Genomic DNA, 23269 nt, shown 5'->3' with positions numbered 1-23269 from the left:
TTTGCGATGAACGACTATAAGGTCCGCGCACATTTACGAAGCATTCGGAGACGAGCATGGCCGGCCACAACATTCCCCACTTCCAGAACGACGGCGGACACCGCGTTATCGAAGTCGGCGTGAAGGAGTTCATGTGCACCGGCGCCTCCGTTCCGTTCGATCATCCGCACATCTTCATCGACATGGGCGACGAGAACGAGAAGGTCTGCTCGTACTGCTCGACCCTTTACCGCTTGAATGGCGCGCTGAAGGCAAACCAGACCAATCCGGCCGGCTGCGTCTTCCACGTCAAGGCTGCCTAAGAGCGCCAACTCGGGATCGGACAGCCCATGCCGGCTGAACATGCCGCCATCGTCGGCGCGGGTGTCGCTGGCCTTACCGTTGCGCTTGCACTGGCACGGCGCGGCATCCATTCCGAGATTTTCGAGCAAGCCCCTGAACTGACAGAGGTCGGCGCTGGTCTGCAGATTTCGCCGAATGCCGCTCACATTCTGGCGGAGCTCGGCATCCTCGAGCGCCTCACCGACATCTGGCTGGAGCCAGACTCCATTCGACTCGTATCCGGAACCACCTTGCGTCAACTGGCAGCCGTTCCGGCCGGCGGATTTGCGCGCGCCCGATGGGGAGCCCCTTATGGCGTCCTGCATCGCGCCTCGCTGCAGCGGGCACTGCTTGATGCAGTCGCCAAGGAGCCACTCTGCAAACTGCATCTCGGAGCGCAGATCGGGCGCGGGACACTCTCGGACGTTTCCGGCGGTCCTGGGGATCTTCTGATTGGCGCCGACGGCGTCTGGTCGCAGGTAAGAGAGAGCATCGATGGCGCGCCCTCGCCTCGCTTCTCGGGGAACATTGCCTACCGTTTCACGATCGATGCGGCGAACGCACCCGCGTTTCTTGAACCGACAAGCGTCTCTGCTTTCCTTGGTCCATCAGCACATCTCGTCTGCTATCCGCTGAGCGAAACCAACGGTTTCAATATGGTGGCGATCACGACAGGCAATGCCGTGTCGCACGACTGGACGACGCGACCAACGGAATCGCAACGCCAACAGTTGCTTTCACGGTTTTCCCGATGGCACCCTGCCATGACGCGGATTTTTGCCGACGCACGCGGCATGACCTTCTGGCCCCTCTACGAAACAACGGACGGACGCTGGCAGAATGGCCGTGACAGTGTTCTTATCGGCGACGCCGCTCACGCCATGATGCCGTTTGCGGCTCAGGGTGCTGCAATGGCGATCGAGGATGCATACGAGCTAGCTATGTTCGTAGCCGCACGGCCCGTCGCTGAGGCCTTGCAGTTGTTCGAGACGCATCGCGCTCCGCGGATCGCGCGACTGCGCAAGCGTGGTGCATTCAACCAGTTTGCCTATCACGCGCGCGGGCCAATCCGCGTCGGCCGTGACATCGTCCTGGGGTTGCGACCGCCGCAAAGCCTTGCGGCGGATCTCGACTGGATTTACGGCTACCGAGCCGGCACCTGATCAGACGGCTTTTGCCGCGGCAAAACCGCGCTCGATATCGGCCTTGATATCGACGACATCCTCGAGCCCGATCTGCAGGCGGATGACCGGTCCTTCAGTCGGCGCCTTTCGAATGCGGCGATCGTTCAAGTTGACATGGACTGCAAGGCTTTCGAAGCCCCCCCACGACCAACCGAGGCCGAAGATCTGCAGTGCGTCAAGGAAGGCATGCGCCTTGGCCTTGAACTTCTCCGGAGCGTCAACCGCAAGAACGAAGGAGAAGATGCCGCTCGCGCCCTTGAAGTCGCGCTTCCACAGTTCGTGCCCAGGGAAGCTCGGAAGCGCCGGATGGAGCACCGTGGCGACGTCCTCCCTGCCCTCGAGCCACCTGGCGATGGTCAGCGCGCTTTCATAGTGGCGCTCCAGGCGAACACCCATGGTGCGCAGCCCACGCAGGATCTGATAGGCGTCGTCGGGGGCGCCGCAAATGCCAAGAGTAATGTTGGCTTCGTGCAACTGCGGCCAGTATTTGGCGTTCGCCGAAACCGTTCCCATCAGGATATCCGAGTGGCCGGACGGGTACTTGGTGGCTGCGTGAATGGAGATGTCGGCGCCGAAATCGAGCGGCTTGAAATAGACCGGCGTCGCCCAGGTGTTGTCCATCGTTACAATTGCGCCGTGCTTGTGCGCAATCGCGGAAATTGTCGGAATATCTTGCATTTCGAAGGTATTCGACCCCGGAGCTTCTGTGTGGACGAGCTTCGTGTTCGGTTTGATCAACGCCTCGATGCCCGCCCCGACCATCGGGTCGTAATAGTCGACCTCAACGCCCAGGCGCTTCAGCATGGTGTCACAGAAATGCCGAGTCGGCCCATAGACGGAATCGACGATCAGCGCATGATCACCGGCAGACAGGAAAGCCAGGAACGGGACGGTAACCGCCGCCAGGCCCGACGGGACGAGGATTGTCCCAGCAGAGCCTTCGAGGGCATCGATCGCCTCGCAAAGGGCGTCCGTTGTCGGGGTACCGCGTGTTCCGTAAGTATACTTCTGCGCGCGGGTTTCCATCGCCCTTGCATTGGGAAAGAGCACCGTCGAGGCATGAACAACCGGCGGATTGACGAAACCGTGGTATTCGGCCGGATCGTTGCCGAGGTGGGAAAGGCGCGTGTTGATGCCTGCGTTTTGAAGCAGGCCGTCTTTATCTGTCATGTCGGAAATGCCTTTGGCGGTGGGATGCAGTCGGCAAACTTTTTGAACCGGTCAAAACGATCGGTCAACCCCGAAGGAAAATTGGGTAAAATGTCCGCCTATCTGAGGATTCTGCAGATATATCAGTGATTTTGCGCGATTTTTTTCGGCAAAACGCCGCCATTTCGTTAGCCATCTGCTTATTTTGCGCGCCTCAATTAGGGAATTGCCGAAATATCACGCAATCTTTCACTGCGACACTTGACCGTGGTGACATTTGCGACTGAGATAGCACTGCTCGCGCCGGGAGGGTGTCGAGCCATATGGGAGGTTTTGCTTGCTTCAGCGACGCTCCCACAAAAAGATAAGACAAAGGAAAAGGTTGGGAAAAATGAAGATTAAGCTTCTGTCGGCCGCCATCGGCGCAGCAGTCTTCGGACTTGGCGCTTCGGCAGCTTCTGCCACCACGCTCGAAGACGTCAAGGCAAAGGGTTTTATTCAGTGCGGCGTCAACACCGGCCTTCTCGGTTTCGCGCAGCCTGACGCTTCCGGCAATTGGGCTGGCTTCGACGTCGACTTCTGCAAGGCAATCGCTTCGGCCGTTTTCGGCGACCCGACCAAGGTAAAATATACGCCACTGTCGGCCAAGGACCGCTTCCCGGCTCTGAAGTCGGGCGAAATCGACGTCCTGTCGCGTAACACGACATGGTCGATCAACCGCGATACGGCACAGGGCTTCAACTTCCGCCCGGTTACCTATTATGACGGCCAGGGCTTCATGGTTCGCAAGAGCCTCAACGTGAAGTCGGCGCTCGAACTTTCCGGCGCGGCTGTCTGCGTGCAGTCCGGCACAACCACCGAACTGAACCTCGCAGACTATTTCAAGTCGAACAACCTCCAGTACAATCCGGTCGTTTTCGAAAAGCTTGAGGAAGTCAACGCCGCCTACGACGCCGGCCGTTGCGACGTCTACACGACCGACCAGTCTGGCCTCTACTCATTGCGTCTGACGCTGAAGAACCCCGACGAGCACATGGTCCTTCCGGAAATCATTTCCAAGGAACCGCTCGGCCCGGCCGTTCGCCAGGGTGACGACCAATGGTTCGACATCGTTTCGTGGACGGCTTATGCGCTCGTCACCGCAGAAGAGTTCGGCATCACCCAGGCCAACGTCGATGAGATGAAGAACTCCGCGAATCCTGACATCAAGCGCTTCCTCGGCACGGAAACCGATACGAAAATCGGCACCGACATGGGGCTCACCAACGAATGGGCCTACAACATCATCAAGGGCGTCGGCAACTATGGCGAAGTCTTCGAACGCAACGTCGGTCAGGGCAGCCCGCTCAAGATCGAGCGTGGTCTGAACGCGCTGTGGAACAAGGGCGGCCTCCAATACGCACCGCCGGTACGTTGATCGACTGACGAAACTGTGGGGAGGCGGTTTTCCGCCTTCCCACCACAAAGAGAAAAGCCCGAAAACGGGCTCATAGGGGATTAGGCTCGGCATGACGCAAGAGGCTGTGCACACGTCGCATGTGCAAAGCACTGGCTGGAGCTTCCAGTCAGCGCTCTACGACCCGAGGTATCGGGGTATTTTCTTCCAAGTTCTCACCATCGTCGTCATTGTTGGCTTCGTATGGTGGATCGCCCACAACACGGCCCAGAATTTGGCACGCTCCGGCACCGCTTCCGGCTTCGGCTTTCTGAACGGGCGCGCTGGCTTCGACATCGGCCAGTCGCTGATCGGCTATTCCAGCGACGCCACCTATCGCCGCGCGCTGGTGGTCGGCCTCCTCAACACCGTTCTGGTAGCGGTTACCGGCATTATCACGGCAACGATCATCGGCTTTGTCGTCGGCATCGGCCGCCTGTCGCATAACTGGCTGATCGCCAAGCTTTGCACGGTGTATGTCGAGGTCTTCCGCAACATCCCGCCCCTGCTCGTCATCTTCTTTTGGTATCAGGGCGTTCTTGCCGTCCTGCCAGGGGCTCGCGAGTCGTTGCATCTGCCGCTGAACGTATTCCTCAACAATCGCGGGCTCGCGTTTCCCAAACCGATCTTCGGCGAAGGCATGTGGGCGGTCGGCCTGGCCTTCCTCGTTGGGATCGTGGCATCCGCATTCGTCGCGCGTTGGGCGCACAAGCGCCAAGCCGCAACTGGAAAGCAATTCCATACAATCTGGGTATCGACTGCACTCGTCGTCGGCCTGCCGCTTCTGGCGTTCCTGCTGTCCGGCATGCCGCTGTCGTTTGACGTACCCGTGGCCGGAAAATTCAATCTCACCGGTGGCGCGGTCGTCGGGCCGGAATTCATGTCGCTGTTCTTGGCGTTGTCCTTCTATACGGCGGCCTTCATTGCCGAAATCGTCCGCGCGGGTATTCGCGGTGTACCGAAGGGTCAATCCGAGGCAGCCGGTGCGCTTGGTCTGCATCCTGCAAGTGTTACGCGCCTCGTCGTAGTCCCGCAGGCTTTGCGCATCATCATTCCACCACTTACCAGCCAATACCTCAACTTGACGAAGAACTCGTCGCTGGCCATTGCCATCGGCTTCGCGGATCTCGTTGCGGTCGGCGGCACGATCCTTAACCAGACGGGCCAGGCGATCGAAATCGTCTTTATCTGGGCGGTCGTCTATCTCACCCTCAGCATCCTCACCTCGCTGTTGATGAACTGGTTCAATGCCAAGATGGCTCTGGTGGAGAGATAAGATGCCGACATCCAACCAACCCTTCGTCAGAACCAACTTCCTCGATGCCGAGCCGGCGCCGCGCAGCGAAAGCGGCCCGCTGGCCTGGGTTCGCAAGAACCTGATGGCGACACCCAAGGATATCGTGCTGACGGTCTTGGCCATTGCCTTCCTTGGCTGGGCGTTGCCGCACGTGATCAACTGGCTGTTCATCCAGGCCGTCTGGACCGGAACGGATCGCACCTTCTGTGCAACAGCGGTTCAGGGCGGCATTCAGCCCGACGGCTGGAGCGGTGCTTGCTGGGCATTCGTGAATGCGAAGGTCGACCAGTTCGTGTACGGTCGATACCCGCTCGACGAACGCTGGCGCCCGACCATCGTCGGGATTTTGTTCGTGCTGCTCTTGGTACCGATGCTGATACCAAAAGCACCGTTCAAGGGCACCAACGCAGTCCTGCTCTTCATCGCCCTGCCGCTCCTTGCCTTCTGGCTGCTCTACGGCGGCTTCGGCCTGGAGATCGTCGACACACCGCTCTGGGGCGGGCTGATGGTGACGCTGGTGCTTTCATTCGTGGGCATCGCCGTGTCTCTGCCGTTCGGCATTATCCTGGCGCTCGGTCGCCGCTCGAAGATGCCTGTCATCAAGATGGTCTGCGTCGGCTTCATCGAGATAATCCGCGGCATCCCGCTGATCACGGTGCTGTTCATGGCGAGCGTGATGCTGCCGCTGTTCCTGCCAGCAGGCTACACGATCGACAAGTTGTTGCGCGCGTTGATCGGTGTGGCGATCTTTGCCTCAGCCTACATGGCCGAAGTCATTCGCGGTGGCTTGCAGGCGATCCCGAAAGGCCAGTCCGAGGGCGCCGATTCACTCGGCCTCGGCTACTGGCAGAAGATGCGGCTGATCATCCTGCCGCAGGCGATCAAGCTGGTCATCCCGGGTATCGTCAACACCTTCATCGGCATGTTCAAGGATACGTCGCTCGTATCGATCATCGGTATGTTCGATCTGCTCGGCATCGTCCGGTTCAACTTTACCGACGCCAACTGGGCAAGCGCTGTGACGCCATTGACGGGCCTGATTTTCGCAGGCTTCGTTTTTTGGCTGTTCTGCTTCGGCATGTCGCGCTATTCAAACTTCATGGAACGCTATCTCGATACCGGCCACAAACGATAAAAGATCAAGGGAACGAACACATGGCTGAAGCTCAGCAAAAAAAGATGACCGTTTCGGCAACCGATGTTGCCGTCGACATCATTGGGATGAACAAGTGGTACGGCGATTTTCACGTGCTGCGTGACATCAATCTGAAAGTAATGCGCGGCGAGCGCATCGTCATTGCCGGCCCGTCGGGATCCGGCAAGTCGACCATGATCCGCTGCATCAACCGCCTGGAAGAACACCAGAAAGGGCAGATCGTCGTCGATGGCGTCGAACTCACCAACGACCTCAAGAAGATCGATGAAGTCCGCCGCGAAGTCGGCATGGTCTTCCAGCACTTCAACCTGTTCCCGCATCTGACCATCCTGGAAAACTGCACGCTGGCCCCAATCTGGGTGCGCAAGATGCCGAAGAAGCAGGCGGAAGAAGTCGCCATGCACTTCCTGAAGCGCGTGAAGATCCCGGAGCAGGCCAACAAGTACCCAGGCCAGCTCTCCGGCGGTCAGCAGCAACGCGTGGCGATCGCCCGTTCGCTCTGCATGAATCCGAAGATCATGCTGTTCGACGAGCCGACATCGGCGCTCGACCCTGAGATGATCAAGGAAGTGCTGGAGACGATGGTCGGGCTCGCCGAAGAAGGCATGACCATGCTCTGCGTGACACACGAAATGGGGTTTGCGCGTCAGGTCGCCAACCGTGTCATCTTCATGGACCAAGGCCAGATCGTCGAACAGAACTCGCCGGCCGAGTTCTTCGACAATCCGCAACACGAACGCACCAAGCTGTTCCTCAGCCAGATCCTGCACTAGGCAGACGCCTCCGATCAATTCAAAGGCCGCCGGATTTTGTCCGGCGGCCTTTTCATTTCGGAACCTATCGCAATGGTCTCCTTCGATCACCAAACGCGACGAAGATGTCAGCTCTTTAGCTTGGCGTTGCAAAGGCTGTAGAAGCCGCCGCCCTTCTGGATCCACTTCAGGCCATTGAGCGTATTGGCGTCCTTGTTCTGGTGGTAGGCGTCGACGCAGGTGTGCATCCTGCCCTTGCCGGGCGTTTCCTTCGCATATTTTGGTGCAACGGCTGTCGGGAACGAAACGCCCTTGGGCGCCGTCATCGTCGGCTTTTCCGGTTCCTCGCCACTATTCAGCGTGACATCCGGCTCTGCCGTCGCGTCTGGACCGCACTGCGCCTTGCGGAAGTCATTCCACTTCATGTCCTTTGCCGAGCCGTCCGCCTGGGCCGACTTATACTTCGCGCTGCACTCTTTCATGGTCAGCGCCGAGGATGGCGTTGCAAATGCCAGCGCCCCGAGCAGGGAAACGGATGCAAGAATAGTCAACTGCTTGATCATGATCTTTCCTCCAAGCCTCTAGGGGCAATCGAACTATCGATCTGGCCAATTTTCTTGTCAACGCGACAATTGGCGCAACCAGTACGTTTAGTTTCGTTTGCAGATCGCCTTCTCATTCTGAAAATGAAACTCGCGCCCATGATGCCTCAGTGTTGTTTTAGCGGCGAACGACGACGGTGCTATAGTGCCGGGTGGGCTGGCTTTTCCTGCGTTTTCCTAGGGAGGAAGACATGCGCGAACCCGACATGCAGAAAGTAGACGCACTCGTCGGCCGGTTGATCGGCGACGTGGGCGCGGCCGTATCCGGAGCGCTGGTGGTACTGGGCGATGACCTCGGCTTGTTCAAGGCGATGGCCGACGGCAAACCACGCAACTCAGCTGAGATAGCGAAGGAAACCGGCATAAAGGAGCGCTATCTCAGAGAGTGGCTGTCTGCCTTGGCGGCAGCCGATTACCTCAGCTACGACGAGAAGACCGATCGCTTTCACCTTACGCCTGAGCAGGCAATGGTCTTTGCCGAGGAAGACAGCCCTGCCTTCTTCGCCGGGGCCTTTCAGGTCGTGCAGTCCATGTGGATGGACGAACCCAAGGTGGCCGACGCCTTCCGCGCCGGCACGGGTGTGGGGTGGCATGAGCACAGCGCCTGCCTGTTCCGCGGAACCGAGCGATTCTTTAGGACCGGCTATAACAATAATCTGGTCGCAGACTGGATACCGGCTTTGCAGGGCGTCGAAGCTCGCCTGAAAGCGGGCGCGAAGGTCGCGGATGTCGGCTGCGGTCATGGCGCCTCAACGATCCTGATGGCTCAAGCTTACCCCGCGTCGACATTCTACGGCTTCGACTATCACGCTCCGTCGATTGAGCGGGCGAAGGCCGCGGCAAAGGAGGCTGGTGTTTCCGAGCGCGTCACCTTCCAACAGTCTCCGGCGGCCGGATTCCCTGAAGGGAGTTACGATCTCATCGCCATGTTCGACTGCCTGCACGATATGGGAGATCCGGTCGGCGCCGGCAAACATGTCAAGAAATCGCTCTCTGCTGATGGCACCTGGCTGATCGTCGAGCCCTTCGCTCATGACTGCCTGAAGGACAATCTCAACCCGGTCGGCCGCGTCTACTACGGCGCATCGACAATGATCTGCACACCGGCATCGCTCTCTCAAGAGGTCGGGCTCGCCCTCGGCGCGCAGGCCGGCGAGACCAAGCTCAGGAAAGTCGCGCTCGACGCCGGCTTCAAGCATTTCCGCCGCGCCACCGAAACACCGTTCAACATGGTTTTCGAGGTGCGCGCCTGAGAAAACTGCTCATTGGCGATGCTGCCGGCTACGATCGGCTGCATCGCCAAACCTTTCCACATCTTCGCAGGCGGCCCGCGAATTGATAATACGGAACAATATCAAAACGATAAGTGGGACTGAGTGGGAGCGTGATGCTGGAAGCAGGGAAAAAATCGCGCCATTGTGATTTTTTCTTGTTTTGCCGCTTGCGGGATTCAAAGTGCCTGACTATAAGGGCGCCACCACGAAGGAAGCGCCCTTCGTCTATCGGTTAGGACACCAGATTTTCATTCTGGGAAGAGGGGTTCGACTCCCCTAGGGCGTGCCACTTCAACTCCTTGATTTCATTTACAACATAGCCAGTTTGCGGATAGTTCCGAAGAATAATTTGTTTTCGGGGGCAAGCCGGGGAAAATGAAAATCTACCCTGTGATTGGCGCCTCGTAGCCCAAGATGGCTTCGCTCCAATGTGCCAGCGAAGCATTCAGATTTTGAGTCGTTGCAGCCAAGTCCGAAAGAATCGGGTTCATCAGGTCCGTGTACCACTCAGGCCGTCCAGTCGTGTGGGATAGCGCAGCGATGAGGGTTTTGTCTTGAAGAGCAAGACGTAAACCTGCTGTGGGTAAAGCTGTCCGCCACATGCCGGTACCCGACGATGCACATTCCTAGCGCAAAGTTCGCCTTCCTATCCCATACCGGTTATCCAAATTCTCCTTCGCAGAGGCTGACGAACTCAAACGCCTTGTTGCTGCAGTTCCGCAATGCCTTAGGCAAAACTCCCATCAATCGCAGAATGGCAAGGTGGCTAGGCAGCGTCGCGATGTTCACCTGTTGCTGATGGTGAGCGATTTGGAGGCGATCGGTCGCTTGCATCTGCCGAATCGTCAGCCAGGCGGCGCCAACCGCCATCGTGCCAGTTATCGGCGTCTGATACTCATACACGAATCTCCAGACCGCCCCTTTCCCCTCCGAACATTGCTGGGGGAAAGAGCGCCGTAACCGCCCCGACTGATGAGCTAGGTATTCATCGACTGTTCCGGTTGTCGCAGTGTTTGCGAGCGCTGCATCCGCATCTCCGTTCGGTGAGCGGCCCTTACTGCTGACCGGGCAATGACTGAGCTTCCATGCTTAAGCGATCAATTCGGCGCCCGGTCGACGCGTTTCCTTCACACGCTCCCTTCCCAAAGTCCCCGTCACATTCTTGTCCGTTTTTCCTATCGCATGACCCGGTTCAACAGCCAGGATCAGAGCCGTGGCAGTCGTCAGCAATAGATTGGCAGCCAGAAACAAACGGCACGCCCTTTGGATAGATAATTTGTCTCTCATCAAATACACCCCAAAGGACGACCTGAATATGAAACGTCTTCTCACGAATACCGTAAAAACTGTTGCTTCCGCTTTAGCGGTTTGCGTGGTGCTTTCCTCGGCTTCTTACGCAGGGCAGACAAGACACCACCATCTTTACACTACAAACGCGCCGAAGAAGCATTGCCGACAACTCTTTCTTTTCTGGAGAAGCTGCACCTACAGCTATGTTGGCGCCAATCAGGTCTCTAAAACCCGCGCGAAACTTCCAAATTCGGAAATTGCGGTGGGCTTCTATACGGGTAGCATTTTCGCCGATAGCACCGGACGACCCGCCCGCAAAAGCTCCTCTGCTCTCTGGGGTAGCACCTCCACCAACGTCGGGTTCTCTGGCGGTAGCACCTTCGGATCCACGCATGGCAGCGCAAGCGATGGTACGACAAGAGGCTCTCTCGCAGGGAACAGTGAGCAGCAGGGTGGAGGTGCCAGCAATCAGCCTTCTCGTGGGCAGGAGACAGCATCGTCGCCCCCTTCCTCACCATCGGGTGGTGGCGGCAGCACTGGCGGCTCGACGGGTGGCACCACTGACGGCAGCGGCCCCAGCGACAATACCGCGACTGGCCCCACTGGACCTGCGGATACTGGCCCAACCGGTGGCGGCCTAGGCCCAAGCACGCCAAGCGAAACAGATCCGAATGATGGCTCGGGCGAACCCACCAAGGGCCAGACGCCATCGACGCCAACCGACAGCGGTGACACCAAGCCAGGTCATGGCTATGGCGACGACAATCATGAGCACTCCGGCCCTCCGGGACAGGACAAGGATAAGAATGACAAGCCTGGGAAGAACAAGTGATGGAAAACAAATCACCGTTCGATCGCTGACGGCTTCAGATCATGCTCGACGCCAGCGCGCTGCAGCCGCCCAAGCAGCGCGCCATCAAGGAGTTGGTCGACAACGTCAGCAGCGGTGGCGTGATGATGTACGACGTCGAGCGCATCCGCCATTGGCTGTCGCATGGCGTGACCATCAGCAAGGTGATCGCGGAGCTGGAAGCCAGTGTCGACATCCTCAAGAAGCACGTTCCGAAGGGTGAGAAATGACCATCAAGTCGAACCCTGAACTATGGGCGGGCGCATAGCATCGGCCGTGAAAGCGAAAATTTGGCACATCTCGCGCTGAAAGACGAGGATCTGTCCGCTTGACTACTCTGCGGGGTCACGTACAGGAGCGCGCCGAAATTCAAGCGGGCTTTTGCCTGTCCAACGTCGGCACGCATGACTGAAGGAGCTCGGATGGTGAAATCCCAATAACCAGGCAATCTGGGACGCCTGAAGATCGTCCTCTAGGTAGCGGATCGCAAGATCACGGCGCATTTGGTCCAGGATTTCGCCAAAGCTTATCCCCTCCGCCGCCAATTTCCGAGCAAATGTCCTCTCGCTTAGACCAAGTCGCTTCGCGACGGCTTTTATGGTCGCCTCGGCATGCGGCAAGAGTGGCGCAATGTTGTTTTCCACGATAGTTCGAAAGCGGCTAGTGTTGGCCAGGCGGGCCGTCATCGCCTCGTCGCACATCTTCAATATCAGTTCGTTGAGAAATGGGTCGTCTCCAACGACAGGGAGCTCCAGTGTTCCGGCGTTGAAAATGATCTCATCCATTTCTGCATCGAACTCGACCTCACACCCAAACGTTCGCCTGATTTGACTCAGGTCGCCAGTTCGATGATGGATGAATCTCACCTTGTGTGGCGAAAGATCCCGTCCGACGAGTTTTCGGCACAAACGCAAGACGGCAAAGGCCAGCAATTCCATCTGGTGCCGGTCCCGATGACGCTGCACGCCGGCGTACGAGACTTCGATGGAGCATGCAGGCCTTTCCCCTAACCTCACGACGAGTGCCTCATTTCCAAGGCTTACGTACCTTGAGAGGCGTTTAAAAGCGTCACCTAGATCATGTGATGAGGCCGCCACGTAATAAAGCATCCCAAGTTCGCGCAGGTCGCACTCCTTGGCCAAGGTGAGACCTATCCACGCATTCTTCAAAGCGTAGCCCACCAACTCCAGGAACCGCATTTGCGCCGTAACATGAATTCGTTGGCGCTCCGCGATGGCCACGCTTGATAGACCAGACTGCAACAGAAGCGGCGCGACCTCCATTCCAGCGCGTTCCAGATGCCGAACTGCCAAACGCGTGGCAAGTCCCCATGCAGTAGGTCCGTTGATCAGGCTCTGAATATTAGCTTTACCCCGCCCAGCCATGGCGTTGTCCCCACCAAGCCAGATATTGCTACTATCTGTCGTGACACGCGCAATCTTCAACCAAGAGCGCTCACTTTTTTTCCAATTGTAATGTGGCAGCTTAGCGCAAACTAATGTCTGCACACGACAAGCCAAGCGCCTTTCCGCGCAATACAACCGCCACCAACAAGAAGACGCCGAATGGACACTCGCGCGACCGCGCGCTTGGTGACGAGTTGCTTCTGTCCTTGGAGCCATATGAGTTGGCCCCTCCCCGACCACCCACGTGGCGAGAATTCCTTCGTCAGTGAGGACGTTCGCCACAACAATCCAACAGATTTGGCTCCTGTATGGGAGACGTACGGCGTCGAACCAGCGAACTACGACAACCAAATCGATGGGCCGTTCTGGCAAGACCATTTTGACACAACCGATAGTCCGACTGCGCGGGCATACAAGCTTTTGCAGAAACTCGATCTTGGTCCGCCCCTCTCGGAAGCAGGTGCGCAGCCCCACCTGATTTCCATGAGGGCGCGTTTTCGGGTGACAACAGCAGATGGGTCAATGCGGGCGACCATCTTGCCCTTTCCCTTCTGCAGGCTCGGTTTATCGATTTGAGCCTCCCAATCGCAATAAAGAGAGGGTAGCGCGCAACGAAGCCAGCCGGGCCAAGAGCCAGGAATACGGGAAGCACGCCCCCGCTAAGGTCCTTGGGCGTGGCCACCAGTGGATCACCGGCGATGACGATTGGACAGCACGAACGTTTTGAGACGCAAATCTGTGCATTGGCCGGGGCGTTCGTGACGACCTCCCAGCGCCTAAGCCCGCAAATGAGCGATAGACAAATCTGTGTCCTGGCAGACACGGGCAAACAACTGGCATTCCAGAACAAGCGCCTTCGCTGCAACGACGCTAATACAACCTGAGTGCGAAGCAATCATGCTTCGAGCTAAAAGGAACAACGAACTATGAAGTCTCTCATTATAGCCACCGCCGCAATCACTCTTGCCGCCAGCTCTGCCTTTGCGCAGGCTACGATTGACAGTAAGCCCACCACATCCAACGGCTCGACCGTCGGCCGGTCGTCGTCGTCCTACACCGGCAACGGGGACTACATTGGCGGCAACGGTACATCTGGCGTCGACCAGACAACGGGGCCGGCATCCCGCCCTAACTTGATGCAATCCTATGGTGTGATGAACGGCAATGCCAATGGCTTGTCAAATGGCAACAACGGCAACGGCAGCCATCATTGAGGGTACGCGAGGGGGTAAGCCATTTCCCCCTCCACTCCTAAATAGCGCGAGGCATGAGCACTAACGTTTCCACGGGTTCGATGGAAGCTGATCAAGTATTCGTCTAGCTGCCACCGGTTGCTGCAGCGCGGTTGGCGGAAGGCCCCCATTGGAGCAGACGGATTTGTTCAAGCTTGCTGAAGTCACTGAAAGTGGCTCTTTTCTGACAGATCCTTTCACTTTCGAGCAAGTCCATTGAGCCGCCCCACTTGCCGGTCCTGTGGCGCCATGCGCGCTCAATGCTGATAGCACGCCGCGTGAGCCTATGCGAAAACAGTACTTCGCTTCGTTGCGAGCAGAAAAACTATAGGCTCGAACGAGCCGTCGCTGAATTTCAAGTCCTTTGAGGTCGCAAGACCGGCTTAGGCGTTCCTAATTCGAATCAACGCATGGACGCACAACCTCGCGGTCTGAGTTAGCGAACGCGCGGCGCTCTCGCCACAAAACGTGACTTCATCTCTCCGATTGCCTTATCGGTCGCTGCGGCTTCCCGCACGACCGCGAACACCAGCCTCGCTCCAACTTTACCCCATAGATAGTCACATCAAATCTTTGCCGGCAAGCGGCCGCGCACAGATCCCCATCGCGGAGGCGATCTTGATGGAAGTTGCAATGCTCACAGGGGAGCGACTCCCCGTGGAGAGAGCGGCCCCTTGGTCCGCCCGTGATCGCAGCGTCTCGCCTTGAAATCATGATCCGCAGAATTTCGGGCGCCCCGCGCCCTTCGACCAACGCCATGAAGGCAACGCCCTGCCCCGGAGAGCATTCAATTGAGCGGTATCAAACTCAGCATCTGCATCCCGACCTACAATCGGGAAGCGTATCTGCGCAACGCACTCGAGCATTGCGAAACCTACGACTTCGACTTCCCCTACGAGATCGTAATTTCCGACAATGCCTCAACCGACAATACGGCTGAGGTCGTCGAAGAGTTCATCGCGAGGGGCCTTCCGATTCGCCTTTACCGTCGCGCAGTCAACGGTGGGCCGTACAAGAATATCGCGAGCTCGTTCCACCACGCGGTCGGTGAGTATTCGATCTATCTCGCCGACGACGACTTTCTCATTCCCGAGGGCGTCAAGGCGGCGGTCGCCTACCTCGATGCTAATTCCGACGTGTCCGCCTGCCACGCGCCCTGGTATCTCTACGACGAAATCAATGACCGCGACCTCACCACGTTCTACAAGGTCGATGAGGACACCAAATTCGGCCAACATGACTTCGTCGAAGTGTTTCAGTTCCTGTTCGAACGCCACATCTTCCCGGAAATTGCGATCTACCGCTCGTCGGCACTGCGCTCCGTGTGGGTTCCACGCGACTTTTGCTTCTGCTTCTTTCCCTATCTCGCTCATGTGCTCGACCAAAGCGGCGTGGCCTTCCTCAAGCAGCCGTTCTATCGCTCCGTCGTCGCCTCGAAGGTGGCCCCCGACCGCTCGCAGACGGGCAACGAGGAGGTTATGGTCGCCTGGGACAAGTATCGCGGCGGGCTCGAATACTTCCTGTACATGGCCGCCAAGCGCGGAAAGCTCAGCACGACGCCCGAGGCACGTGCGATCTACGAGGAAATGTGCAAGGTCTTCACGCTCAACCGCATGGCCGTCGCGGTTCGCTTCTGGGCGGTTCGCAAGGATTTCATCAAGGCCTACGAACTTTATACACGCATCGCGCTCGGAGGCATGGGCGATCACCCCGAAGTCGCGGCACTGCGCGAATCCTTCCCGATGCTGGTCGCCATGCAGACCCTCGCTTATCAGGTGACCGCAACCGCAGGCGTCGATCGGCTCATTCTCAGCGGCATGGCCGATCCGGCATTGATCACCGAACTGCTTCGCGATGTCGGTCTACCGCCGGAAATCGATGTCACCGCCGACCTCGACGACAATGATCCGATCGGGATCGAAAATACAATGATCTTCGCAGCCGATATGGCCCGCCGCGAGACATTCCTTGAGCGCGGCTACAAGCCCAACATGATCTTCATCGAGAGCGACTTGACGCAGCACATTCTCATCTAACGCCGGTCTGTGGCACAGTCGTCCAGAAACGGCTGGCCATCTGCATCCGCCGATATCACCGCGCCGGCGCGGCGTCCTGGACGCGCAGCTGAATGCGTCGTGAGCCCTGATAGTGGTCCGCGCCGAGAGAGCCGGCAACGTGCAGGCTGGCGCCCCTGGAATTCAGCAACAGGTTGCCCAGTTGCGTATCGGCAGCCCGAAATGCAATCCCGTCCAGCCGGGTGCCGTCCATGGCCTCGAGCGTCACTTTCACGTGCTTCTCGCCCACCAGGCGGGAGTCGCGAAGACGGTGGGCTGGAATCGCAAAGAGAGGCTGCGCGTGGCCAGAACCATAGGGGCCGGCTGTCTCGAGCCGATCGATCAGATCGAGGGTCGCGCCGCTGGCTGCAATCGCCCCGTCGATCTTCAACGTCTCGTTGGCGACGAGCGCCGCTACTGTCTTTTCGGCACGTTCATAAAAAAAGCTGCGTAGACGGCCGAGCTTGTCGCGCTCAACGGTGAGGCCGGCAGCCATGGCGTGGCCGCCGCCTTTGATCAGCAGGCCTTCGTCCACCGCTGCGCGCACCATCTTGCCCATGTCAAAGCCGTTGATCGAGCGGCCCGAGCCGGTACCCTTGCCGGACGGGTCGAAAGCGATGGCAAAGGCCGGGCGTTTGAACTTTTCCTTGAGACGGGCTGCAATCAGGCCGACGATCCCAGGGTGCCACTTTTCATGCGCGGTGACGATCACCGAGGCGCCTGTGCCATCCCCGTATTCCGCCAGCGCCTCCGCCTCGGCTTCCTGGAGCATTGCCGCTTCCATCGCCTGCCGGTCACGGTTGAGCTCGTCCAATCGCTGGGCGATCGCCTCGGCCTCGCCCGTGTCGTCGAGAGTGAGCAGGCGGCTCCCGAGCGCAGCGTCGGCGATGCGTCCGCCGGCATTGATGCGCGGGCCGATCAGAAATCCGAAATGGTAGGGCGTTACAGGCCCGGCGAGACCGGCCTTGCGGAACAGCGCGGACAGGCCGGCATTGCCCTGATGTCGCGCGGCGATCAGCCCTTTGACCACGTAAGCGCGGTTCAGGCCCTTCAGCGGGACGACGTCGCAGACAGTCGCAAGCGCAACGATATCGAGCCATTGCAGCAGATCGATCGATTTGGCGCGCGGATCGCCAGCCTCTCGCAACAACCGCAGCGTCGCGACGAGAACCAGGAACACGACGCCAGCGGCGCAAAGATGTCCCTGCCCGGAGAGATCGTCCTCGCGGTTCGGATTGACCAGCGCGTGGCAACGCGGCAAATCGTGTGTCACCTGGTGGTGATCTATGACGACGACGTCGATATTGCGCCTGGCAGCTTCGGCCAATGCGTCGTGGCTTGTCGATCCACAATCAACGGTGACGATCAGCCGTGCGCCATTGTCGATCAGGCTGCCGATTGCCGCAGCGTTGGGGCCATAACCTTCAAAAACGCGATCCGGAATATAGATCTCAGCCTTGACGCCGAAGTGCTTGAAAAATCGGAACATCAGCGCCGACGACGATGCGCCGTCAACGTCGTAGTCACCGAAAATTGCAACCTGCTGCTGGCTTCGAATTGCCTCCATAAGCCGCCTGGCAGCCTTCTCACAATCCGTCAGCGTATAAGGATCAGGCATCAGGCCACGAAGGGTCGGATCAAGAAACTCCAGCGCTTCGTCAGCCGTGACGCCGCGTCCGGCGAGAACACGCGCAATGAGTTCAGGCAGCCCGTGCATCTGCGACATGGCGAGCGCCCGGTTCTGGCCGGCTTGATCGAGGCGCGCAATCCAGCGATTGTCCAACACGGACTTCTCGACGCCCAGAAACGCGCGCTGTACCGGATCGGCCGGAATCTCCATCTCGTCTGCTGCCCTCAACGCTTGTCACCGCCCCGAGACAGGGCGCGATATCGGCAGCTTTATGCGGCTTGGATCAGCCGCACAACGGTTTTGGACACCAGGCATGACGTTAGCTGTGGATGCACGCATCAGAGCTGCCGCCGGATTCGGCACGCCATAACGCCCGTGGAAGACTCAGTCTTCCTTCGGCCGCTCGATGCGGATCACCTGCGGCTCTCCGACATGGTAACCCTCGCCCTTGATTGCGGCGACCGCCTTGCGGACGGACTCTTCGGTTGTCGCATGCGTCACCATGATGATCGTCTGGTGATGCGACGGCGCCAGATGCTGCTTCGAACGCTGTACGATCGATTCCAGCGAGATCTGGTTTTCCGCCATGTGGGTGGCTACACTCGCGAACACGCCGGTGCGGTCGAGTACCGTCAGGCGAATGAAATATCCGCCTTCGTGGCTTTGCATCTGCGCCTTGCGATAGGGCTCCAGCGACTTGGCAGGATGGCAGAGAACGGGAACGCGCTGTGCGCCGGGTCGGCTCTTGGCGATGTCCGCGATGTCACCGAGCACCGACGAAGCCGTTGCGTTGCCGCCGGCGCCCGGGCCGACCATCAGCAACTCGCCGAGAACGTCCGACTCGATCGCAACCGCGTTCGTCACGCCATCGACCTGCGCAATCACAGAATCGACGGGCACCATGGTCGGATGCACGCGCTGCTCGATGCCGGTATCCGTGCGCTGCGCAACGCCGAGCAGCTTAATGCGGTAGCCGAGATCGGCTGCAGCGTGAATATCCTCGATCGAGATGTTGGTGATGCCTTCGAGATAGATATCGTCGGCAGCGATCTGGTTTCCGAAGGCAAGTGTCGTGAGAATCGAGAGCTTGTGGGCGGTGTCGTTGCCTTCAATATCGAAGGCCGGATCGGCTTCTGCATAGCCGAGGCGCTGTGCTTCCTTCAGGCAGTCGGCGAAGGACAGGCCCTCTTTCTCCATCTTCGTCAGGATGTAGTTGCAGGTGCCGTTCATGATCCCGTAGATGCGGGAGATCGTGTTACCGGTCAGTGACTCACGCAGCGCCTTGATGACAGGGATGCCGCCGGCAACGGCTGCTTCGAAGTTCAGCAACGCGCCCTTCTCTTCCGCGATCGTCGCCAGCTCGACGCCGTGATAGGCAAGCAGCGCCTTGTTCGCGGTCACCACATGGAGACCACGCTGCAGAGCCGCGCGCACGGAGCTGTTCGCGGAACCGTCGACTCCACCCATGAGTTCGACGAAAACGTCGATGTCGCCCTTCTCCGCCAGATCTTCCGGCCGGTCGAACCATTCGATGCCGCCAACATCGATGCCGCGGTCCTTGGTCTTGTCGCGGGCGGAAACACCCGTAATCAGGATCGGGCGTCCGCACGTTGCGGCCAGCTCGTTGCTGCGCTGCTGAATGATACGGACAAGCGAAGCACCAACGGTACCCAAGCCCGCAATGCCGATTTTGAGGGCATCTGCCATGGATCGATCCTGAAATGTGTCATGAAGGGCAGCCGCCGAAGCGGCTGCCGTTGAGGGGATTATATCAGCGATGTGCGTTGAGCGAGATGACGTTGTGCATCGTCTCGTCTGCCGTCGACATGAACTTCTTGATGTTGCGGGCTGCCTGGCGAATACGGTGCTCGTTCTCGACGAGCGCCAGACGCACGTAGTCGTCGCCCATTTCGCCGAAACCGATGCCCGGCGCGACCGCCACGTCGGCTTTCTCGACGAGCAGCTTGGAGAACTCGAGCGAACCGAGGTGACGGAACTTTTCCGGGATTTTGGCCCAGGCAAACATCGTTGCTGCCGGCGGCGGCACCTCGAAGCCGGCCTTGCCGAAGGTATCCACCATGACGTCGCGGCGACGCTTGTAGACGTTGCGGACTTCCGCAATGTCGGAGCCGTCGCCGTTCAGCGCGTGCGTTGCCGCAACCTGGATCGGCGTAAACGCGCCGTAATCGAGGTAGGACTTGACGCGCGTCAGTGCCGCGATCAGGCGCTCGTTGCCGACCGCAAAGCCCATGCGCCAGCCCGGCATCGAGAAGGTCTTCGACATCGAGGTGAACTCGACGGTCACATCCATTGCGCCCGGAACTTCTAGCACCGACGGAGGCGGCTCGCCGTCGAAGTAGATCTCGGAGTAGGCAAGGTCGGACAAGACGATGATGTCGTGCTTCTTGGCGAAGGCGATGACGTCCTTGTAGAAGTCCAGCGTCGCCACAAAAGCCGTCGGGTTGGACGGATAGTTGAGGATCAGCGCCAGCGGCTTTGGAATCGAGTGACGAACCGCGCGCTCCAGCGGCGGGAAGAAGCTCTCGTCCGGCTCGACTGACATCGAGCGAATGACGCCGCCGGCCATCAGGAAGCCGAAGGCGTGAATCGGGTACGTCGGGTTCGGGCAAAGAATCACGTCGCCAGGCGCCGTGATTGCCTGCGCCATGTTGGCGAAGCCTTCCTTGGAGCCCAGCGTCGCGACGACCTGCGTGTCCGGATTGAGCTTCACGCCGAAGCGGCGCGCGTAGTAGGCGGCCTGCGCCCGGCGAAGGCCGGGAATGCCCTTGGACGACGAATAGCGGTGTGTGCGCGGGTCCTGAACCACTTCGCAGAGCTTGTCGACGATCGCCTTCGGGGTCGGAAGGTCAGGGTTTCCCATGCCGAGATCGATGATATCGGCCCCGCCCGCTCGCGCGCTTGCTTTCAAACGGTTGACCTGTTCGAAAACGTAAGGCGGCAAACGCCGGACTTTGTGAAACTCTTCCATTTCTTTCCCCACGGAAATGCGGCCACCGCGGCCGCGCTCGAAGTTCGTCCTAAATTCCCGGCTGTTCGCGATACGAACTTCAGAATCACAAACGCCGTATTCATCAGACTTGCGTCACACGGCAATTCTTTGACAGAGAGCCGTGCAGGCCTTGCATTATCGGGAAAAATTCATCTTCCGCCACTGATGGAAGGCTTTGCTTCCAAATCGCAGCGAAGGCAAGGCCTAATTGGCGATTTCCGAGAGCGTATCGGCGCCGTGCTCGGCAGCCAGCTTGCGGAATTCCGCAACGCGACGCTGATACTCGGCTTCCGAGATCGTGCCGGCCTTGCGCTGGGCGGCGAGTGCCGTCAACTTCTGCTGGAGCCCGCCGGCCTCCTGATCGCTCATCTGGACGTTTGCGGCTGTTAGCGGCGCACCAAACCCGGGATAGCCGTCCTTGTAGTGCGACAGGCCGCTCACGGTCGGCGCCTCGCCCTTTGTCGCATTCATGACAACAGGGGTGGGCGCTGCCTGGCTGGCGCGGAAAGCGGCCTTTTCCTCAGGCGTCTGCAGGCATCCGGCAAGCGTCATGGCCGCGGCGGCGCTGATGAGCGCGATGCGGGTCACGTTTGCGATGATGCGGATGCCGTTTGTCGTCATGTGCCAGAGGTCCCAAATCCTGCGGTGCTTCGACTGTTAGATTCGTCGCAGCCACAAAGCAATAGCACGAGCAAGCGTCAGCGGAACTTGTTTTATCGATCTTTCCAGATGTACAACTCAATTTGCAGGAACATGCTGCCGCCGGAGGAAACGCGTGACCGACAGCAAGCAGGAAAACGGCAACAAGGCAAAGAACCCGGGCTTCAATGCAAAGGATCTAGATCCCTACCTGTTGAAAGATCCCGAGGCCATGGCGGTCAACTTCGCCCGTGCGCTCGAAAATCTCGGCAAGGCGGCAACTGCCTGGCTTGCGCCGCGCGAACGCGGCGAGATCGCTGAGAATGCGGCAGAGCCGATGACCGATATGGTCAAGACGCTCTCCAAGGTCACCGAGTACTGGATCGCCGATCCTCGCCGCACCTTCGAGGCCCAGACGCAGCTGATGAGCAGCTACTTCGGAGTCTGGATGCGGTCGATGCAGCGCATGCAGGGCGAGACGCCGGCGGAAGAATCGGTCAGCAAGGACAAACGCTTTGCCGATGAGGACTGGCAAAAGAACCCGTTCTTCGAATTTCTAAAGCAGGTTTACCTGATCACCGCAGATTGGGCCGAGAAGATCGTCGCCGAAACCGACGGCCTCGACGAACATACGAAGCACAAGGCCGGCTTCTATGTGAAACAGATCACGGCCGCCCTTTCGCCAACCAACTTCGTCGCCACCAATCCGCAGCTTTATCGCGAAACGATTGCCACCAGCGGCGAAAACCTGGTTCGCGGCATGAAGATGCTCGCCGAGGATATCGTCGCCGGCCAAGGCGACCTGAGGCTTCGCCAGACAGACATGACCAAATTCGCCGTCGGCCGCGACATGGCGCTTACTGCCGGCAAGGTGATCGCGCAGAACGAGATCTGCCAGATCATCCAGTATGAGCCGACGACAGAGACGGTGCTGAAACGCCCGCTCCTCATCTGCCCGCCGTGGATCAACAAGTTCTACATCCTCGATCTCAACCCGCAGAAATCGTTCATCAAATGGTGTGTCGACCAGGGACAGACCGTCTTCGTGATTTCCTGGGTCAATCCAGACGCCCGCCATGCGCAAAAAGACTGGGCCGCCTATGCGCGCGAGGGCATCGACTTTGCCCTCGATACGATCGAGAAGGCGACGGGCGAGAAGGAGGCGAACGCTGTTGGCTACTGTGTCGGCGGCACGCTGCTTGCCGCAACGCTGGCGCTGCATGCCAAGGAGAAGAACAAGCGGATCAAGACCGCCACCCTTTTCACGACGCAGGTGGATTTCACCTATGCCGGCGACCTCAAAGTCTTCGTCGACGAGGAACAGTTGGGACGGCTTGAAGCCCATATGGACGAGATCGGCTACCTCGACGGTTCGAAGATGGCAACCGCCTTCAACATGCTGCGGGCCTCGGAGCTGATCTGGCCCTACTTCGTCAACAATTACCTGAAGGGCCAGGATCCCATGCCCTTCGACCTGCTCTTCTGGAATGCCGATTCCACCCGCATGGCGGCAGCCAACCACGCCTTCTACCTGCGCAATTGCTACCTCAGGAACGCGTTGACCGCCAACGAGATGATCCTTGACGGCCACAAGCTGTCGCTCAAGGACGTCAAGATCCCGATCTACAACCTAGCAACCCGCGAGGATCATATCGCGCCGGCAAAATCGGTGTTTCTCGGCAGCCAGTTCTTCGGCGGCAAGGTCGATTTCGTGCTCGCGGGCTCCGGCCATATCGCCGGCGTCGTCAATCCGCCGGACAAGAAGAAATACCAATACTGGACCGGTGGCGCGGCAAAGGGCGACTACGATGCGTGGTTTACTGAAGCCGCCGAAAATGCCGGCTCGTGGTGGCCACACTGGCAGGCCTGGATCGAGGCCAAGGATGGCAAGCGCGTGCCCGCCCGGAAGCCGGGCGGTGCCGCGCTCAACGCCATCGAAGAGGCGCCGGGAAGCTATGTGATGGAGCGAGCCTAGGGTCGAGACCTTA

The 23269-nt window shown here is 59.0% G+C and carries 19 protein-coding genes and 1 tRNA gene; 13 read left to right on the top strand and 7 right to left on the bottom strand.

From position 1 onward, the window contains the following. The first annotated feature begins 56 nt into the window (after positions 1-56). Together FHX16_RS18985 and FHX16_RS18980 are read left to right on the top strand one after the other, a co-directional pair. The gene (locus tag FHX16_RS18985) at positions 57-302 is read left to right on the top strand and encodes a zinc-finger domain-containing protein (RefSeq protein ID WP_016553808.1); all 246 of its coding nucleotides are present in this window, start codon (positions 57-59) and stop codon (positions 300-302) included. 27 nt (positions 303-329) lie between these two features. After that, positions 330-1484, top strand: coding sequence for an FAD-dependent monooxygenase (locus FHX16_RS18980; RefSeq protein ID WP_183864168.1), 1155 nt, complete (start codon positions 330-332; stop codon positions 1482-1484). Here FHX16_RS18980 and FHX16_RS18975 read toward each other — a convergent pair whose 3' ends face one another. Beyond that, positions 1485-2675: a cystathionine beta-lyase gene (locus FHX16_RS18975; protein WP_183756952.1), complete on the bottom strand. Its 1191-nt coding sequence runs from the start codon at positions 2673-2675 to the stop codon at positions 1485-1487. A 370-nt stretch (positions 2676-3045) separates the two neighbouring features. Here FHX16_RS18975 and FHX16_RS18970 point away from each other — a divergent pair, with 370 nt between their 5' ends. The 4 genes from FHX16_RS18970 to FHX16_RS18955 all read left to right on the top strand — a co-directional run bounded on the left by FHX16_RS18970 (position 3046) and on the right by FHX16_RS18955 (position 7315). Then, positions 3046-4071 carry an amino acid ABC transporter substrate-binding protein gene (locus tag FHX16_RS18970; RefSeq protein WP_016553805.1) on the top strand — a complete coding sequence of 342 codons (1026 nt, stop codon included), beginning with the start codon at positions 3046-3048 and terminating at the stop codon, positions 4069-4071. Between the two features lie 91 nt (positions 4072-4162). Next, positions 4163-5365: an amino acid ABC transporter permease gene (locus FHX16_RS18965; RefSeq protein WP_183756954.1), complete on the top strand. Its 1203-nt coding sequence runs from the start codon at positions 4163-4165 to the stop codon at positions 5363-5365. Between the two features lies 1 nt (position 5366). Beyond that, positions 5367-6521, top strand: coding sequence for an amino acid ABC transporter permease (locus FHX16_RS18960; protein ID WP_114712612.1), 1155 nt, complete (start codon positions 5367-5369; stop codon positions 6519-6521). Positions 6522-6541: 20 nt separating this feature from the next. Continuing rightward, positions 6542-7315 carry an amino acid ABC transporter ATP-binding protein gene (locus tag FHX16_RS18955; RefSeq protein ID WP_016553802.1) on the top strand — a complete coding sequence of 258 codons (774 nt, stop codon included), beginning with the start codon at positions 6542-6544 and terminating at the stop codon, positions 7313-7315. 107 nt (positions 7316-7422) lie between these two features. Here the strand turns inward: FHX16_RS18955 and FHX16_RS18950 are convergent, their stop codons facing one another. Further along, positions 7423-7857, bottom strand: a complete 435-nt coding sequence (locus tag FHX16_RS18950) for a hypothetical protein (protein ID WP_016553801.1) — start codon at positions 7855-7857, stop codon at positions 7423-7425. 230 nt (positions 7858-8087) lie between these two features. On the opposite strand from FHX16_RS18950, the gene FHX16_RS18945 reads away from it, so the two are divergent. From FHX16_RS18945 to FHX16_RS18930, 4 genes are all read left to right on the top strand, one after another. Next, on the top strand, positions 8088-9149 hold the full coding sequence (locus FHX16_RS18945; protein WP_183864167.1) for a class I SAM-dependent methyltransferase: 1062 nt from the start codon (positions 8088-8090) through the stop codon (positions 9147-9149). Between the two features lie 235 nt (positions 9150-9384). Continuing rightward, positions 9385-9459 (top strand) — tRNA-Glu (locus tag FHX16_RS18940). A gap of 1263 nt (positions 9460-10722) precedes the next feature. After that, positions 10723-11292, top strand: coding sequence for a hypothetical protein (locus tag FHX16_RS18935; protein WP_183864166.1), 570 nt, complete (start codon positions 10723-10725; stop codon positions 11290-11292). A 41-nt stretch (positions 11293-11333) separates the two neighbouring features. Beyond that, on the top strand, positions 11334-11540 hold the full coding sequence (locus tag FHX16_RS18930; RefSeq protein WP_183864165.1) for a hypothetical protein: 207 nt from the start codon (positions 11334-11336) through the stop codon (positions 11538-11540). A 102-nt stretch (positions 11541-11642) separates the two neighbouring features. Here the strand turns inward: FHX16_RS18930 and FHX16_RS18925 are convergent, their stop codons facing one another. Further along, on the bottom strand, positions 11643-12755 hold the full coding sequence (locus tag FHX16_RS18925) for an AraC family transcriptional regulator (RefSeq protein ID WP_246712712.1): 1113 nt from the start codon (positions 12753-12755) through the stop codon (positions 11643-11645). A gap of 887 nt (positions 12756-13642) precedes the next feature. On the opposite strand from FHX16_RS18925, the gene FHX16_RS18920 reads away from it, so the two are divergent. Then, entirely contained in the window at positions 13643-13930 is a 288-nt protein-coding gene (locus FHX16_RS18920; RefSeq protein WP_183756959.1) for a hypothetical protein, read from the top strand. 809 nt (positions 13931-14739) lie between these two features. After that, positions 14740-15984, top strand: a complete 1245-nt coding sequence (locus FHX16_RS18915) for a glycosyltransferase family 2 protein (RefSeq protein WP_183864164.1) — start codon at positions 14740-14742, stop codon at positions 15982-15984. A 55-nt stretch (positions 15985-16039) separates the two neighbouring features. Here the strand turns inward: FHX16_RS18915 and recJ are convergent, their stop codons facing one another. The 4 genes from recJ to FHX16_RS18895 form a co-directional block, all read right to left on the bottom strand. Beyond that, a complete protein-coding gene (recJ, locus tag FHX16_RS18910) occupies positions 16040-17842 on the bottom strand; it encodes a single-stranded-DNA-specific exonuclease RecJ (RefSeq protein ID WP_183864222.1) in 1803 nt (600 codons plus the stop codon). A 174-nt stretch (positions 17843-18016) separates the two neighbouring features. After that, on the bottom strand, positions 18017-19339 hold the full coding sequence (locus tag FHX16_RS18905; protein WP_183864163.1) for a homoserine dehydrogenase: 1323 nt from the start codon (positions 19337-19339) through the stop codon (positions 18017-18019). Positions 19340-19403: 64 nt separating this feature from the next. Further along, a complete protein-coding gene (locus FHX16_RS18900) occupies positions 19404-20621 on the bottom strand; it encodes an LL-diaminopimelate aminotransferase (RefSeq protein ID WP_024314005.1) in 1218 nt (405 codons plus the stop codon). 225 nt (positions 20622-20846) lie between these two features. Continuing rightward, positions 20847-21263 carry a hypothetical protein gene (locus tag FHX16_RS18895; protein WP_183756963.1) on the bottom strand — a complete coding sequence of 139 codons (417 nt, stop codon included), beginning with the start codon at positions 21261-21263 and terminating at the stop codon, positions 20847-20849. A gap of 154 nt (positions 21264-21417) precedes the next feature. Here FHX16_RS18895 and phaC point away from each other — a divergent pair, with 154 nt between their 5' ends. Further along, positions 21418-23256: a class I poly(R)-hydroxyalkanoic acid synthase gene (gene phaC / locus FHX16_RS18890; protein ID WP_259129679.1), complete on the top strand. Its 1839-nt coding sequence runs from the start codon at positions 21418-21420 to the stop codon at positions 23254-23256. Positions 23257-23269: the final 13 nt, after the last annotated feature.

Source organism: Rhizobium sp. BK661 (assembly GCF_024808825.1).
GTDB lineage: Bacteria > Pseudomonadota > Alphaproteobacteria > Rhizobiales > Rhizobiaceae > Rhizobium.
Note: the sequence above shows the minus strand (reverse complement) of the source record. Positions and strands in the feature narration are given on the sequence as shown.

What these genes read in the sequence shown, in the direction of transcription:
- FHX16_RS18985 (WP_016553808.1), top strand. Translation starts at nt 57, where the DNA reads ATGGCCGGCCACAACATTCCCCACTTCCAGAACGACGGCGGACACCGC.
- FHX16_RS18980 (WP_183864168.1), top strand. Translation starts at nt 330, where the DNA reads ATGCCGGCTGAACATGCCGCCATCGTCGGCGCGGGTGTCGCTGGCCTT.
- FHX16_RS18975 (WP_183756952.1), bottom strand. Translation starts at nt 2,675, where the DNA reads ATGACAGATAAAGACGGCCTGCTTCAAAACGCAGGCATCAACACGCGC.
- FHX16_RS18970 (WP_016553805.1), top strand. Translation starts at nt 3,046, where the DNA reads ATGAAGATTAAGCTTCTGTCGGCCGCCATCGGCGCAGCAGTCTTCGGA.
- FHX16_RS18965 (WP_183756954.1), top strand. Translation starts at nt 4,163, where the DNA reads ATGACGCAAGAGGCTGTGCACACGTCGCATGTGCAAAGCACTGGCTGG.
- FHX16_RS18960 (WP_114712612.1), top strand. Translation starts at nt 5,367, where the DNA reads ATGCCGACATCCAACCAACCCTTCGTCAGAACCAACTTCCTCGATGCC.
- FHX16_RS18955 (WP_016553802.1), top strand. Translation starts at nt 6,542, where the DNA reads ATGGCTGAAGCTCAGCAAAAAAAGATGACCGTTTCGGCAACCGATGTT.
- FHX16_RS18950 (WP_016553801.1), bottom strand. Translation starts at nt 7,857, where the DNA reads ATGATCAAGCAGTTGACTATTCTTGCATCCGTTTCCCTGCTCGGGGCG.
- FHX16_RS18945 (WP_183864167.1), top strand. Translation starts at nt 8,088, where the DNA reads ATGCGCGAACCCGACATGCAGAAAGTAGACGCACTCGTCGGCCGGTTG.
- FHX16_RS18930 (WP_183864165.1), top strand. Translation starts at nt 11,334, where the DNA reads ATGCTCGACGCCAGCGCGCTGCAGCCGCCCAAGCAGCGCGCCATCAAG.
- FHX16_RS18920 (WP_183756959.1), top strand. Translation starts at nt 13,643, where the DNA reads ATGAAGTCTCTCATTATAGCCACCGCCGCAATCACTCTTGCCGCCAGC.
- recJ (WP_183864222.1), bottom strand. Translation starts at nt 17,842, where the DNA reads ATGGAGATTCCGGCCGATCCGGTACAGCGCGCGTTTCTGGGCGTCGAG.
- FHX16_RS18905 (WP_183864163.1), bottom strand. Translation starts at nt 19,339, where the DNA reads ATGGCAGATGCCCTCAAAATCGGCATTGCGGGCTTGGGTACCGTTGGT.
- FHX16_RS18900 (WP_024314005.1), bottom strand. Translation starts at nt 20,621, where the DNA reads ATGGAAGAGTTTCACAAAGTCCGGCGTTTGCCGCCTTACGTTTTCGAA.
- FHX16_RS18895 (WP_183756963.1), bottom strand. Translation starts at nt 21,263, where the DNA reads ATGACGACAAACGGCATCCGCATCATCGCAAACGTGACCCGCATCGCG.